The following is a 15195-nucleotide window of genomic DNA, read 5'->3' as shown; positions in this document are numbered from 1 at the left end:
GGATTATTTCCATGCGAAATGATAACGGGCCGGACGCGCCGACCCGTTAATGTATCCGGTATTATGCGCTACGCAGTGTGTCCATCAGCGCCATTTCTTCGCTGCTCAGCAGCTTCTCAATGTCCACCAGAATCAGCATGCGTTCACCCAACGCGCCGAGACCGGTCAGATACTCGGTTGACATGGTCACGGCGAATTCCGGTGCCGGGCGGATTTGATCCTGCGTCAGTGACAGCACGTCAGAGACACCATCCACCACAATACCCACCACGCGATGCTCAAGATTCAGCACGATCACCACGGTGTTCTCGTTGTAATCCACATCTGGCTGCGAAAACTTCACACGCAGATCGATAATCGGCACAATCACGCCGCGCAGGTTGGTCACACCTTTGATAAATTCCGGTGTGTTTGCGATGCGCGTTACCTGATCGTAGCCACGAATTTCCTGCACTTTCAGGATATCGATACCGTACTCTTCATCTCCCAGGGTGAAGACTAAGAACTCCTGGCCCACGGTTTCGCCAGCGATTTTCGTCACGGTTGCCATTCCAGTCATTGTATTTACCTTTTCGTTATCGATTACGCTGCGGCACCGGCCACACGTTTTTCACGGTTCAGCGATTGCAGGGCTGAGACATCCACAATCAACGCCACGCTGCCATCGCCGAGGATGGTGGCGGCAGAAATGCCCGGCACTTTGCGATAGTTGCTTTCGAGGTTTTTCACCACCACCTGATGCTGACCAATCAACTGATCGACCAGCAACGCATAGCGACGACCTGCGCTTTGCAGGATCACTACGATGCCCTGCGTAGCATCGGTTTTGGCGTGTTGTACATCGAACACATTCCACAACTCCACCAGCGGCAGGTACTCGCCACGCACTTCCAGCACGCGCTCGCCACCGGCCAGCGGCTTCAGTTCTTCGGCACGCGGTTGCAGCGATTCCATCACTGCGTTAAGAGGCAGAATGAAGACTTCATCCGCGACACGTACTGACATCCCATCGAGGATCGCCAGCGTCAATGGCAACAGAATGCGAATGGTGGTGCCTTTACCCTGCTTCGAGGCGATTTCGACGTGGCCCCCCATCTCCTGGATATTACGTTTCACCACATCCATGCCAACGCCACGGCCTGACACATCAGTCACCTGCTCGGCGGTCGAGAAGCCCGGTGCAAAGATCAGCATGCCGACTTCTTCATCACTCATGCTTTCACTGACCGGCAGGCCAGATGACATCGCTTTCGCCAGAATACGTTCACGGTTGAGGCCCGCACCATCGTCAACCACTTCGATACAGATGTTGCCACCCTGATGTTCCGCAGACAGCGTCAGGTTGCCCACACCACTTTTGCCAGCGGCCAGACGTTTTTCCGGCGATTCAATACCGTGGTCAAGGCTGTTACGTACCAGGTGGGTTAACGGATCGATAATGCGTTCGATCAGGCTCTTATCCAGTTCGGTCGAGCTGCCGAGCAACGTCAGTTCCACTTCTTTGCCCAACTTGCTGGCCAAATCACGCACCAGACGCGGGAAGCGGCTGAAGACATACTCCATCGGCATCATACGGATCGACATTACCGACTCCTGGAGATCGCGCGCGTTACGCTCCAGTTGTCCCATGCTGTTCAGCAAATCACCGTGTGCCACCGGGTCCAGCTCGCCGGAACGCTGTGCCAGCATCGACTGGGTAATCACCAGTTCACCCACCAGGTTGATCAACTGATCAACTTTCTCTACCGCAACGCGGATACTGCTGGATTCGCTGGTTTTAGCCGGTGCGGCGACGCGTTTGGTTTCTCGCTTCGCGGGTGTGATGTCGGTAACGGTCGCGCTGGGTGCCGGTTCGGCGGCAGCCACTGGCGCAGGTGTCGGCGCTTCAACGGGAGCAGTGGCACCCTCAGGGAAACGAATCTGTGCTTCTTCAATCACGAAACACAGCACGGCGACGATATCATCTTTACCCACGCCGTCGATGGTGGCTTCCAGCGTGTTCGCGCCTTTTACCACATCACTCAATGTGCCGAGATTGCCCAGTTCCTCCAGCAACAGTTCGGGTTCTTTCTCTTTCAGGTCAACCAGTTGCAGGCGCAGTCCCGCATTGCTGGCAGCAGGCACCTCGCTCACCGGCACGGCAACAGCGACCGGTGCGGCTGGTGCTACTCCTTTGGCTTCCAGCGCCAACTGGCGCAGGGCTTCGCAGATGTAGTTAAAACTTTCTGCGTTAGGTTCCTGCGCGGTTTTATAGGCATCGAGCTGTTCCTGCATAATATCTTTGGTTTCCAAAAACAGGTTGATGATGTCGGTGCTGAGCGCCATTTCGCCACGACGCGCACCATCCAGAATGTTTTCCAGGATGTGAGTGGTTTCCTGTAAAACGGTAAAGCCGAACGTACCGGCTCCGCCCTTAATCGAGTGGGCGGCGCGGAAGATAGCATTCAACTGTTCGGAATCTGGCTCCTGGGGATCCAGTCCCAACAGGTGTTGCTCCATGTCCGCTAACAGCTCATCGGCCTCATCAAAAAACGTCTGGTAAAAATCGCTGATGTCCATGCTCACGGGATCACCTCGGCTGTGAGGAGTGGTCAGTAGTCACCGCACTTGCGCCCGGATTGGCCGGAGCAGCCGGCGTCGCCGAGGCAGCCGGCGTTGCCGGTGTCGTTGAAGCTGCGGGTGCTGTCGGCGCAGCCGGAACTGCGGGCGCGGTAATATCGGGGATTATCTGTGCCGGGTCGCTAACCTGGACGGCGTCGCTCTCGGCGTTCTCTTTTTCAATTGCTGCTTCAGTGTCATGGTTCAACACCAGCAGGCTAATGCGGCGGTTAACAGCATCATTACCCCCGCGGTTTTTCAGTTTCATGGTGTCTGCCATGCCAACGACACGCAGCATTTTGCTGCCATCCATGCCACCCATCATCAGTTCACGGCGTGAGGCGTTAGCGCGATCCGCCGACAGCTCCCAGTTGCTGTAACCCCGATCACCCGTGGCATACTGGAAATCATCGGTATGGCCCGCCAGGCTGATTTTATTCGGGATATCGTTCAGCACGGGCGCAATCGCGCGCAGAATATCGCGCATATAAGGCTCAACTTCGGCGCTGCCGGTCTTAAACATGGGACGGTTCTGGCTATCGATGATCTGGATACGTAGCCCCTCCTCCACCATGTTGATGATCAGATGCGGACGCAGCGCTTTCAGGCGCGGGTCGGCCTCAATCAACTGGTCAAGTTTTTCACGCAGACGATTCAGACGGATATCATCCAACTGACGTTTCTGCGCATCCATATCAACCACTTTCTTGACTTCACCCTCTTTTTTGGTCGGATCGTCACCGCCGCCAGGTATCGGACTGTCGCTGTCGCTACTGCGTTGCCCGCCAGTTAACGCGACTTTAAGCGGTGTTCTGAAGTATTCCGCTATCTGTACCAACTGCTGCGGATTAGCGATCGACAGCAGCCACATCACCATAAAGAACGCCATCATCGCCGTCATAAAGTCGGCATAGGCAATTTTCCATGAGCCATGACCTCCTTCATGCCTTTTATGTTTGCGCCGTTTAATCAGCACAATGGGGCGATTGCCATGCTTCATGAGGCTTCATCCGAGGTCTGTTTGGCCGGGTTCTTCGCGTTACGAACGTGTTCTTCCAACTCCTGGAACGACGGACGTTCAGTGGAGTACAGGGTTTTACGACCGAACTCTACCGCGATCTGCGGTGCATAACCGTTGAGGCTGGAGAGCAAGGTCACTTTGATGCACTGCATCATCTTGGTAGATTCGGCACATTTCTGACGTAACAACGAGGCCAGCGGCGAAATAAAACCGTAAGCCAGCAGAATGCCGAGGAAGGTTCCCACCATCGCATGTGCGACCAGGGCACCCAGTTCAGCCGCCGGACGATCGGCTGACGCCAGGGCGTGCACCACCCCCATTACTGCCGCAACGATACCGAAAGCAGGCAAGCCATCCCCGACCGCGGACAAACTTTGCGCTGGCACTTCACACTCGTGTTCATAGGTCTCAATTTCTTCGTCCATCAATGCTTCGATTTCGAAGGCGTTCATATTTCCGCTGACCATTAAACGCAAATAATCGGTAATAAAATCCACTAACTGTTTATCGGCCAGAATACGTGGATAGTTAGCAAAAATTTCACTCTGGCTGGGATCTTCAATATCGCGCTCCAGTGACAGCATCCCCTGTTGACGGGATTTCGCCATCAGACGATAGAGCAGCGCCATTAAATCCATGTAAACGGCTTTGTTATATTTTGAGCCGCGCATTAACAAAGGAAATGCTTTTAAGGTCTTTTTAATTGCCTTGCCATTGTTACCGACCAAAAAAGCACCAACAGCGGCACCACCAATTATCAGCAACTCCGACGGCTGATAAAGCGCGCCCAGATGGCCGCCGACCAACAAGTAGCCGCCTAACACGGACCCGAGGACCACGATATAACCCAGAATAATCAGCACAAAAAATCCTTACGTCCGTAACGTGTTGGTGGAAGTTAAGCCAGAGAGCCGCAGGTGTTATTCACAAACGTAGCGCAAAAAAAAAGCAGCGGATTAACCGCTGCTGGATGGCTTCCACGATGCGAACAAACTTAAACGGCGTGTTTAACCTGTTCATCCAGCAGTTGTGGAAAGGTATCGGCAGAATCTGCAGAAAGTTTACGTCTTTTTACGGCACGTGATGGCGGCTGGCACAGGCTGCACACAAAGCTGCCTGCTGGCTGATGCGCATGGTTGATAAAGCTACCGTTGCAGCATTTACAGTCAGAAAGTTCCAGCATGCCACTTTCCACAAAGCGCACCAGTGTCCAGGCGCGCGTCAGCGCCAGCAGCGGGCTATCATCAGATTGTGGGCACTGCTCAAGATAGAGGCGGTAGGCTTTGATCACGGCTTCCACACCGTTGCTCAACCCGGTTTTTAACAGGAACTGCCAGGCATTGCAGAACATCGAGGCATGAATGTTTTGTTCCCAGGTCATGAACCAGTCGGTAGAGAATGGCAACATGCCTTTCGGCGGCGGGCTACCGCGAAGTTCTTTGTACAACTTAATCAGACGACCGCGACTCAGCTGCGTTTCACTTTCCAGCATTTGCAGTCGCGCGCCCAGCGTAATCAACTCCATGGCGAGTTGAATGTCACGCGCTTCCTGAACAATACTTTTTTCGCTCATTATACCGCCCTCTTTTTCGTGCTAACGTCGTCTTTAGACGCGTTACGCAGTAAACGGCTGGATAATAAAATACCGGTGTGGATTTGTTGTAAATCATCCACGCGGGATTCTTGCGTCAGGCGATTAATAATGTTGTGGTCAGTAAAGCGGAACTGGCAAACCAGTTGATTGGTTTCCGCTAATTTTACCATTTCAGGTAGAGTTAATTGTGACAATGCATCGGCCATCGACTCATCGATACCCAAACGAAACATTGCTGAAGCTTTTTCCTGGTTAATTAAACGCTGAGCAAGTAACAAATATGACAAGTTGATGTCATAGATATGTTTTAGTAATTCTGTTGTACCCATTTTTTCCATCCTGATAGACGCGACATATATACGGCCACAGAAAGAATGTCTCTATGGTTCGGGTTGCTGGTTGGTAAATCTAAAGATGGCAAAAAATATTCAGGCATAAGCCAAACGTGTACTGAACTGTTTCACTTCCCACCGGGACACTGATCAGTAGTAGTCATAACTCCAGGCCAATCTTTTCTTGAGTTGTAACCATCTTCCGTGACGTCTGCTTACAGTTTTTTAAGACTATTCTGAAAACAAGGCAAATCTATATCGTCTGATTTCGACATACAACGTGATAAGTGTGAAATTTTAGATAAAGTGTGATCTGCGTCACACTTTTAAGGCAAATTTTTTCCCTAACCCTTCAGATTTGCTTTTCTGTTGCTCATTTATTGAGCGAATTTGCATTATTCCGCTAATCTTTTCCTGCCGATTCGCTTACAAATCGCCATCTGGCATACCACCCCCTCAAAGCGATCTTTTATCTGCCACATTGCGATTAGGTCATATCAAGACACCACCTTTTAAACCATACATAGCATAATATGCTGAATTGGGCGTAAATTATTCGCTTTCAAATTAATCACTTACAGGGAATATTGCGAAAAGGCATGAACCGCATGTCGCAAACGATATGTGAACAGTCGGCGTGGAGCGGCAACGTAGCGTTAACGGTTCGTAGGGAGTGTTTAGTGAACGACAGTGGATGTAACAATGCGTTACATTAGGAATATGAATGAATCGCCGCATTTACGCATTGATGTATCCAAACTATCGGCAGGCTGATGGGGATCTTTAGGATTGCATCATGAAAAAAACCGGTTTTCATACCTGTTTGCTGATTTTTTGAGCAAAAATAACGGAATTGCTTGATATATCGTATATTCGCCGGTTAACGAAATAACGTCGATTGCGGGGCGTAATAATGAGAGAGGAAAGTGAATGTAAACGCTGCCAGCGTAGCGGCACGATTTATCGTGCGGATTTTGCCGGCAGCGCGTACGAAATTGCGCGATAAATCGCGCCGCTACGTTCCAGGGGGCACATTTCAGTGCCCTCTGCTGAATTACGCCAGCTTTGGAAAAGTCGCGACTTTATGCGCCGTACCATGATCCGCACTACGCGCTGGCAGCGAGTTTAAATCCTTCAGGAAGCTCTCACGCCAGTGCGAGATATCATGTTGGCGCAATACCGTCATCATGTCGTTATAACGCGAGATACGCTCCGTACGCGGCATGGTCAGCGCCCGGTCGAGTGCCGCAGCCACTTCATCTCGATCATAAGGATTGACGATCAAGGCCGACGTCAGCTCGTTGGCAGCACCGGCAAAACGCGACAGAATCAACACACCGGGGTCGTCCGGGTCTTGCGCCGCCACGTATTCTTTCGCCACCAGATTCATACCATCACGCAACGGGGTGATCAGCCCGACATCCGTCAGACGGAAAATCTTCATTAACAGGCGGCGATCGAAGTGTTGATTGAGGTAATACAGCGGCGTCCAGCCCAGCGTGCCATATTTCCCGTTGATGCGGCCGGCTTCGGTTTCCAATTGATGGCGAATATCCTGATAGGCCTGAACCTCACCGCGTGACGTAGGCGCAATCTGCGAATAACGGATACTGCCACGATGTTGTGGGTAGTGCTCCAGTAAAGCTTCATAGGCAAGAAAGCGCTCTGGCAAACCTTTGGAGTAATCCAGCCGTTCACAGGCAATGATGTTCTGCACATCCCCCAGTTCCCGCTTCATCGCTGCCATTTTCGGTGGTAGCGCCCCTTCCGCCATCTCTTTAATGCTGTCAGGCTCAATCCCGATGGGATAGACCTCGGTCATAAAAGTATTGCCGAACGCCCGATGCTTCCTCTCTCCTTTATTCTGCAACTGCGTTAGCTGGCTCAGGCTATCGAGGAAGGCCACGCGATCGGATTCTGTCTGGAAACCCAGCAAGTCGTAGTCGCACAGCATCTCCAGCAGCGCCTGATGGGGCGGCAGCGCATTGAAGATTTCTGGCGTCGGGAACGGGATATGCAGAAAGAATCCGATGCGGTTATTAATACCCTGTTTGCGCAACTCGGCAGCAAAGGGCAGCAAATGATAATCGTGAATCCATAAAATATCGTCCGGTTGTAACAACGGTTTCAGGCGCTCCGCCAGCAAAGTATTGACGCGGCAATATCCCTCCCAAGCTTCGCGCTGAAATTGCACCAGATCGAGACGATAGTGAAAAGCTGGCCAGATTACGGTATTGGAGAACTGGCAGTAGTAAAGATCATAATCATTTTGATTCAGCGGCATCGCGGCATAAGTAATACCGTCAACCTCGCTGACACTCACCTCATCCTCTTCTTCACCGGAAATCTCGCTGATCTCGCCGTTCCAGCCAAACCATAATCCTCCGGTGGTCTTTAGCGCATCCAGCAATCCGACGGCGAGGCCGCCTGCACTGGCTTTGGTACCATCAGGAATGGCAATACGGTTAGATACGACTACTAAGCGACTCATAACCTTGACTCCTTACCGACGTTGTCATGCTTTGATTGTAATAGTAATTGTTCCAGCCAGCTCCAGACCGCATCTACACTGCTGAGACGGTAGCGTGCATGGCTTGAACCTTCTCCGACCTTGACTGAAATACCGCCCAACGCGTTAACCGCCAGGAAGCCTTTTTCATCGGTCAGATCGTCACCCACAAATACCGGAATGCGTCCGGCAAAAGGCACTTCGCGCATAAAGTCACGGATCGCCGCACCTTTATCGATACCCTGCGGTTTCAGTTCCACCACGCATTTTCCCGGTTGCAGCGCCAGCCCCGGAAAACGTGCAACGGCATCTTCCGCCAGTTTGATGACCGCTTGTTCGTACTCCATCGCCCGACGATAATGCAGCGCAAACGCCATCCCTTTGGCTTCAAGCTGCGTGCCAGGCCATTGATCCAGCGTTTCCTGCAATTCCAGATGCAGCGTTTGCGCAACGTCTGCGGGCAGTGATTGACGATGGATATAGCCAGTGGCATCACGGCGTTCCGCTCCATGTACGCCCGCCGCTGGCGCTTCCAGCGGCGCAACCAGTTCATCCAGTTGCGCAATCGGGCGACCGGACACCAGCGCCAGTGCACCGTGGTTGAGATTGGAGAGTTGTTGCAGATGCTGGCGCACCGACGCCGGTATCGCAACCAACTCGGGCTGCGGTTGAATCGTCGCCAGCGTGCCATCAACATCAAAAAAGAAGGCAAAAAGCCCGCCGCTCAACGACGGTAGGGTGCTGTTTTCATGTACCGCTGGGGTCACGTCACTCCTCCTGTGCGAATGGCTGATAGCAATAGCGATGTTCGGAGGCAGGTTGCGTGCAAAAAATGATACGTATAACGGGGAGGGTTTTCCGACAGGATGGTATTTCGATGGGTAACGCTCCACAAACTAACAAGTTTATTGTCAACACAGCAGCCAGACTGCGAACATCAGTGCGGTTAAGTGTAGACGCGAATAAGGATTTTGCCAGAAACAGGGCTGAATAACGGTGATCGCAATAAAACCGGCCTGTGATTATCGCGCAATATTTGCTTGCATTTGCCCGGCAAAAATACATAGAAAAAACAAATACTCAATAAAATGCTGCCCCACTACGCGGCTTTCTTCTACTCACCTCTTCTTCGCAACGCTAAATTGACGGGATGTGCTTAACATCCACGGATTAACCTCAATATCATGAAGAAAATAACGATCGGTTTTGCTGTAGTCGCAGCAAGTCTTAGCCCCTTGATAGCCGTTGCCGCGCCCTTCCGTTGCTCCCCCGCAGATTTTGGTGGCAAAGGTGATGGTGTAACGCTCAATACCCAGGCCATTCAACAAGCCATTGATCTGTGCGCGCAAAAAGGCGGTGGTAAGGTGACGCTGGGGTCTGGAGTGTGGCTTGCTGGTCCAATTGCGTTAAAGAGCAACGTGACATTAGTGATTCCCACCGGCGTTACGCTGAAGGCCACGTCTGATACTCACCAGTTCGTGGATGCATTTCTTGGCAAACCCGCGCAGCAGAATGAGGCATTCATCCTCGCCAATGGGGTCAATCATGTCACCATTGAGGGGGGCGGAACCATTGATGGCAACGGTGCGCAAGCCTGGTGGCCAGCCGCGATCGACTTGCGCAACAAAGTCAGATCCGGCCATCCCGAGGCTTTTACGGCAAAATATAAAGGTATTCCTCTGGCAAATGGCATGCCCAGGCCCTGGCTGGTAGAAATGAATAACGTGACATCATCAGGTATTTATCATATCCGGCTGACCAACTCGCCGATGTGGAACCTGGTACTCAGAAATAGCCGTCACCTGAATATTGATCAACTGACCGTCGACAACCCCAGCACCGCGCCCAATACCGATGGTATCGATATCGTTTCTTCTACAGACATCCTGATAAAACACGCCGACATCAGTACCGGTGATGATCATATCGCCATCAAATCGGGTATCACCGTGGGCAGCGGAGTAAAATCTGAAAATATCGCAATTCAGGATTCCGTGATGAGGCAAGGTCATGGGATTTCACTGGGTAGCGAGACTATCAATGGCATTGGCAAAGTGACGGTTTCACATGTGAGGTTTGTGGGGGCTGAAAACGGCCTGCGTGTGAAATCAGGCCGTGACCGTGGCAACAAAATTGGGCCATTGCAGGTTGACCACGTGACGATGACGGATGTTGCCACCCCCTTGCTGGTGACCGACAGCTACTCCGGCCAGGCTGGCGCAGCCGGTCATTCACTGGTTGCCCCCATCACGGCTGCACCGGTGACGCCGACCACGCCCTTTATCTCGGGTATTGAGGTCAATCACCTTGCGGCGACCGGCGCAAAATACGCCATGATATTGAGCGGATTGCCGGAAGCACCGCTCACCAACGTGAATCTGCGCCATATCGCTATCACCGCTGAATACGGTGTACAGGCCAGATACGTCACCGCCAGGCTGGATCATGTGTCTGTGACCGCAGATAAAGGAAAAACCCTGGCTGAGGGACCAGCGGTGACATTGCACGGGAAAAAACCCGCCAATTAATTGATATTTTTGACTTTTACAAAATAATATTGGGATACCGTATTGCGATCTCAGAATTGGCTGATAATAATACTGTATATACATACAGTTTTGTTATTGAGAATTCGCCATGAAAGTTTATCCCTTTTCTCCTCTATTGATGCGTCCGATGCCGGGTGCGCCGCCGCATCAATTCCCCCTCTTTCTTGAACGAGTCCATTGCGGTTTTCCTTCCCCAGCGGCGGATTACATTGAATGTAGGCTTGATCTGAACAAGCATCTGGTCACCCATCCCAGCGCCACTTATTTTGTGCGGGTGGAAGGCGATTCGATGCGCGACGCGAATATCAGTGAAGGGGATTTGCTGGTGGTCGACAGTGCGCTGGATGCGAAACATGGTGATATCGTGGTGGCTGCCATTAACGGCGAGTTTACGGTTAAACGGTTACAACAATTTCCACGTGTGCAGCTGCTCGCCATGAACCCGCGCTACGCGCCGATTACGCCGCGAGAAGAAGAGGAACTGGAGATCTTCGGCGTGGTGACTTTTATCATTTATGCGGCACGTTGAATGAAAACGCCCGGCTAACCATGCCGGGCGTTTTCAGACTTACGCTTTGTCTGGCAAGGCGTAAGCAATCAGATAATCACCGACCTCCGGCGCGTGTGCTGCTCCGCCTGCCGAAATGACGATGTACTCTTTACCGGTTTTCGCTGACTGATAAATCAGTGGCGAAGCGGTCGCTCCCACCGGCAGGCGCGCTTTCCACATCTCTTTACCGGTTTTGCTGTCCAGCGCACGCAGGTAATTATCCTGGCTACCGGCAAAGAACACTAAGCCGCTTTTGGTGGTGGTCGGACCGCCCAGGGTTGGCATACCCACCGGCATCGGTAGATGCGTTTTCACGCCGAGCGGACCGGTGTCTTCTACTGTGCCCATCGGCACCTGCCAGACGATCTTCTTGCTGTGCAGATCAATGGCGGTCATGGTGCCAAACGGCGGATGCTGACACGGCACTTGCAGGAAGGAGGCGAAATTATCCATTCGTACCCCAACGTAAGGCCCGCTGATCTGTGGACGGATAGTGCCTGCCCACTGCGGGACTTCATTCAGGGAGATTTTCTGCCCTTTAGCTTCTTCCTTACTCTTCAACGCCATCAGCATACCCAAACGGATATCATTGACGTAAAGAATGCCGGAGGTTTCATCAATGGACACCCCCCCCCAGTTCATACCGCCCATGGTCGCCGGGAACTCCAGGTAGGTTTTCTCACTGTTCGGCTGGAAGATGCCGGAATAGAGCGCAGATTTGAACAGAATGCGGCAGTAGAGCTGGTCAAACATGCTGACGCCCCACATTTTCTTCTCGTTCAGCTGCTCCAGACCGATAGTCGGCATATCCACCGAGAACGGCTGGGTCGGCGAAAGATGTTCTTCCTGCGCCGCCGGAGAGGTCGGCACCGCTTTCTCTTCGACTTTACTCACCGGCTTACCGGTACGGCGATCCAGGACGAAGATTTCACCCATTTTACTGGTCTGAATCAGCGCAGGCACCACTTCGCCCTGCTCATTCTTCATGTTGTACATCACCGGCTGCGACGGTAAGTCGTAGTCCCAGATATCATGATGAACCGTCTGGAAGACCCATTTGGTTTTGCCAGTGTTGACGTCGAGTGCAATAACCGAAGAACCGAACTTCTCTTTCGCCGCATTACGGTTACCGCCCCAATAGTCCGGCGGACCGTTGCCGGTGGAAACATACACCAGGCCGAGATCTTTATCGTAAGTCGGGATGGCCCAGACGTTCGGGGTGCTGAGGGTATAATGTGCATCACCCTGCTTCACTCCCTCGACGTTGCCCACATCCCATGCCCACGCCAGCGAGCCGTCACGCACATCATACGCACGCAGCACACCTGATGGTTCATCTTCCGTGATATCACGCACCCAGGAACCGAACACCGTCAGATGGCCCATAATCACCGGCACACTGGTCGGGTGATAACGGCGGCTGTCGGCGGTATCGCCCATCCCCTGTTGCAGGTTGACCATGCCATTCTGGCCGAAGTTCGGGCACAGCTCGCCGGTATGCGCGTCCAGCGCAATCAGACGAGCATCAACGGTAGAAACAATAATGCGCTGACGGCAGGCCGTATCGGTGTACGCCGCTTTCTGCTCAGCACTCAGGGTTTCGTCGCTGTCGTAGTCGTAATACCCGACGCTGCGGCAAGTAACGTGTTCATAGGTACGCGCATGCGGATCGAATTTCCAGATTGGCTTGCCGGTATCAGCATCCACCGCCGCAATCAGGTTTTCCGGCGTACAGGTATAAAGCACCGAACCAATCTGAATCGGCGTGTTTTCATCAACACCGGTCGCATTGCCTGTCAGGCGGCGACCGGTATGATAAGTCCAGGCCACCTGCAAATCTTTCACGTTATCCGCGTTGACCTGATCGAGCGGCACAAAGCGCGTGCCGCTGGCGTTGCGACTGATATAGCGCCAGTCCTGACCGGCTTTGGAAGCATCGCTATCCGTTGGCTGCAATGGCTCGGCAGAGACGGCTTCCGGGTTATAGATGGTGTTATGCGGGAAAAAACCACCAATAAACGTGGCGATCAGCGCCACAAACACCACCAGGCTAAGTCCGCCGGAGAGACGGCGTTGTGGTGACAAGGCACCTTTATCAGTGGCAGTCACCAGCAGGCTCAGCAGGAATAACAGCGCAGGCACCACCAGACGCGGTAACAGATCCCAATAAATGAAGCCCCCCACTTCCGCCAGCGACCAGATAAGCGTCAGCGCAAAGATCAGGCAAGAAAAATAAAAACCCGTGGCAGGCTTCTTAAAATAGAGCAGCACCAGCACGATATAGGCGATACCGGCAATCAGGTAATATGCCGATCCCCCAAGTGAAATGAGTTTCCCGCCGCCAATAATAATGGCGATGGCGGTCGCCAGCGTGAGCAACGCAAAAATAATGCTCAGGACAAATGACAAGCCTGAACGCCGTCCAGACCGCTGTTCCTTAATATCCATACACTCCCCGATTATTTACGATAGTGACATGTTAGTTAAAATCGTAAGGACTGTATGTTTGTGTTAACCAAATGTCAATAAATGTAAACCCCTATTAATTTCATCACTACTTAAAAACAAACCAATAACATTTACATCAATAACAATCATAATACGCCCCATCTAATTAACTGCCGTAATTAATTATCTGGCTAAAAATGCCATCACCCCGTTTATTAATGGTTTAAGAATGAATGCCCTGACATTTTACAGGTTAAAGTATTTTCGTTTGCTGGTTATTCTCGGGCGGGGATAATTTCAGAGAGTCATTAAATCAGGTGGGATAAGGCGGGAAATAACCGCACTTTTTATTCGTTCCGTAGATACTCTGTTAAGCATCAACACTTTCCCGATGCTTGGTACTAAAAAGTCTCGCTGAATCAAAATCCTGACCGTGCTTTATACAGCTCCATAAGCCGGTCAGGTATTTCCGCATTACTGCGCATATCGCCTGGATTTTCTTCTTACCTCTTTTTATCAGCCCCTGATAAAACATCGCGGTGCGGGGTTCATGCTGCGCAGCACTCAGCGCGGCCATATACAGCGCCCTACGCAGATGACCGTTGCCCGCTTTACCCAGACGTCCCGGACGGTTCACGCTGCTGCCCGACTGGCTCTGCCTCACATGCAGGCCCGCATGACGGCTTACCTGATTTGCCTTCATATCCCGGGGCAGCAGGCTCAGCTCGCCCAGTACAGTAATGGCCGTTGTCTCTCCGACGCCTTTGGCTGAACACAGGCACATGAACGCCGCTTTCAGGGCGCTATTTTTCGCGATGATTTTCAGCGCCAGCGCGTGCAGCTTCTCTACCTTACGGCTGTAATATTCCACGTCTTCTTCTTCCAGCTCCAGCAGGACATCGGCAGTTCCGGCGCGGGTTTCCAGCGCATGAAGACGGTTTTTTGAACGTGTCCGGGACTGAACGGCTCGCGTCATCATGCGGGCGATATCGCGCAACGCCATGCAGTCATCATCCGGAGCCTGCCAGAGTGCAGGCCTCATGCTTTCTCCATATTCAGCCAGCAGTACCGCATCACGGGCGTCAGTTTTGGCAGCGTTCAGGCGCATGGCGGCATAGTGGTGATAACTGGCGGGATTAATGACGCAGACGGGCAGCCCGGCACGGACAAGAGCCACCGCAAGGTCAAAATGGTAGACACCGGTTGCTTCCATAACGATGCGTTCGGGGGACAGCGATATCAGCTTTTTCGCAAAAGCCTGATAGTCCTCAGGTGTCTGATTAAGCTCAGAAACCAGCGTTGTTTTACCGTTAACGCGTACGGCAAAGGTAAAGGTTCTGGCAGAAATATCGATCCCGGCAAAACAGGTCATGTGGCCTCCGGAAGGCAAAATAGCGTAAACTGTTAACCGGTTCCCGACCTCGTCATCTGAGATTGTTCAGCCTGCCTTGTAATGCGAAGTCAGTCTCGCGAGAGAAAGCTTCCTGGTACTCTTCGGCCTGAACAAGGAGGCGGGAGCCACTCTACGTACGAAGTCACTGTAAAAGCTGCTTCCAGCGGCGCACGGCTTCCCGGTTATCAGAACTGATTTCAG

Annotated in this window: 12 protein-coding genes; 2 read left to right on the top strand and 10 right to left on the bottom strand. The window is 52.3% G+C overall.

The window, feature by feature from the left end:
• Positions 1-61: 61 nt before the first annotated feature.
• The 8 genes from cheW to otsB all read right to left on the bottom strand — a co-directional run bounded on the left by cheW (position 62) and on the right by otsB (position 8821).
• The gene (cheW, locus tag AC6I8W_RS09045) at positions 62-559 is read right to left on the bottom strand and encodes a chemotaxis protein CheW (RefSeq protein ID WP_084874001.1); all 498 of its coding nucleotides are present in this window, start codon (positions 557-559) and stop codon (positions 62-64) included.
• 23 nt (positions 560-582) lie between these two features.
• Positions 583-2559, bottom strand: coding sequence for a chemotaxis protein CheA (gene cheA / locus AC6I8W_RS09040; RefSeq protein ID WP_497838142.1), 1977 nt, complete (start codon positions 2557-2559; stop codon positions 583-585).
• 10 nt (positions 2560-2569) lie between these two features.
• Entirely contained in the window at positions 2570-3598 is a 1029-nt protein-coding gene (gene motB / locus AC6I8W_RS09035; protein WP_497837859.1) for a flagellar motor protein MotB, read from the bottom strand.
• A complete protein-coding gene (motA, locus tag AC6I8W_RS09030; protein WP_208725300.1) occupies positions 3595-4482 on the bottom strand; it encodes a flagellar motor stator protein MotA in 888 nt (295 codons plus the stop codon). Before motA ends, motB begins: the two co-directional genes overlap by 4 nt.
• A gap of 131 nt (positions 4483-4613) precedes the next feature.
• Complete coding sequence (gene flhC, locus AC6I8W_RS09025) at positions 4614-5192, bottom strand: flagellar transcriptional regulator FlhC (protein ID WP_497837858.1); 579 nt, start codon at positions 5190-5192, stop codon at positions 4614-4616.
• Positions 5192-5542, bottom strand: a complete 351-nt coding sequence (flhD, locus tag AC6I8W_RS09020) for a flagellar transcriptional regulator FlhD (protein ID WP_480370564.1) — start codon at positions 5540-5542, stop codon at positions 5192-5194. Before flhD ends, flhC begins: the two co-directional genes overlap by 1 nt.
• A gap of 1057 nt (positions 5543-6599) precedes the next feature.
• Entirely contained in the window at positions 6600-8036 is a 1437-nt protein-coding gene (gene otsA, locus AC6I8W_RS09015) for an alpha,alpha-trehalose-phosphate synthase (RefSeq protein ID WP_497837857.1), read from the bottom strand.
• Positions 8033-8821 carry a trehalose-phosphatase gene (gene otsB / locus AC6I8W_RS09010; protein ID WP_497837856.1) on the bottom strand — a complete coding sequence of 263 codons (789 nt, stop codon included), beginning with the start codon at positions 8819-8821 and terminating at the stop codon, positions 8033-8035. Before otsB ends, otsA begins: the two co-directional genes overlap by 4 nt.
• A gap of 417 nt (positions 8822-9238) precedes the next feature.
• Here otsB and AC6I8W_RS09005 point away from each other — a divergent pair, with 417 nt between their 5' ends.
• On the top strand, positions 9239-10582 hold the full coding sequence (locus tag AC6I8W_RS09005) for a glycoside hydrolase family 28 protein (RefSeq protein WP_497837855.1): 1344 nt from the start codon (positions 9239-9241) through the stop codon (positions 10580-10582).
• Positions 10583-10721: 139 nt separating this feature from the next.
• A complete protein-coding gene (gene umuD / locus AC6I8W_RS09000) occupies positions 10722-11132 on the top strand; it encodes a translesion error-prone DNA polymerase V autoproteolytic subunit (RefSeq protein WP_497838141.1) in 411 nt (136 codons plus the stop codon).
• Positions 11133-11171: 39 nt separating this feature from the next.
• On the opposite strand, the gene AC6I8W_RS08995 is transcribed toward umuD, so the two are convergent.
• The gene (locus AC6I8W_RS08995) at positions 11172-13601 is read right to left on the bottom strand and encodes a membrane-bound PQQ-dependent dehydrogenase, glucose/quinate/shikimate family (protein ID WP_497837854.1); all 2430 of its coding nucleotides are present in this window, start codon (positions 13599-13601) and stop codon (positions 11172-11174) included.
• 370 nt (positions 13602-13971) lie between these two features.
• The gene (locus tag AC6I8W_RS08990) at positions 13972-14973 is read right to left on the bottom strand and encodes an IS110 family RNA-guided transposase (protein ID WP_497835573.1); all 1002 of its coding nucleotides are present in this window, start codon (positions 14971-14973) and stop codon (positions 13972-13974) included.
• Positions 14974-15195 lie beyond the last annotated feature (222 nt).

It is taken from the genome of Pantoea sp. X-Soil-TKNS-1211, assembly GCF_059730495.1.
Note: the sequence above shows the minus strand (reverse complement) of the source record. Positions and strands in the feature narration are given on the sequence as shown.

Coding starts and splice junctions, on each gene's coding strand:
- cheW (WP_084874001.1), bottom strand. CDS start 559: ATGACTGGAATGGCAACCGTGACGAAAATCGCTGGCGAAACCGTGGGC.
- cheA (WP_497838142.1), bottom strand. CDS start 2,559: ATGGACATCAGCGATTTTTACCAGACGTTTTTTGATGAGGCCGATGAG.
- motB (WP_497837859.1), bottom strand. CDS start 3,598: ATGAAGCATGGCAATCGCCCCATTGTGCTGATTAAACGGCGCAAACAT.
- flhC (WP_497837858.1), bottom strand. CDS start 5,192: ATGAGCGAAAAAAGTATTGTTCAGGAAGCGCGTGACATTCAACTCGCC.
- flhD (WP_480370564.1), bottom strand. CDS start 5,542: ATGGGTACAACAGAATTACTAAAACATATCTATGACATCAACTTGTCA.
- otsA (WP_497837857.1), bottom strand. CDS start 8,036: ATGAGTCGCTTAGTAGTCGTATCTAACCGTATTGCCATTCCTGATGGT.
- AC6I8W_RS09005 (WP_497837855.1), top strand. CDS start 9,239: ATGAAGAAAATAACGATCGGTTTTGCTGTAGTCGCAGCAAGTCTTAGC.
- umuD (WP_497838141.1), top strand. CDS start 10,722: ATGCGTCCGATGCCGGGTGCGCCGCCGCATCAATTCCCCCTCTTTCTT.
- AC6I8W_RS08995 (WP_497837854.1), bottom strand. CDS start 13,601: ATGGATATTAAGGAACAGCGGTCTGGACGGCGTTCAGGCTTGTCATTT.
- AC6I8W_RS08990 (WP_497835573.1), bottom strand. CDS start 14,973: ATGACCTGTTTTGCCGGGATCGATATTTCTGCCAGAACCTTTACCTTT.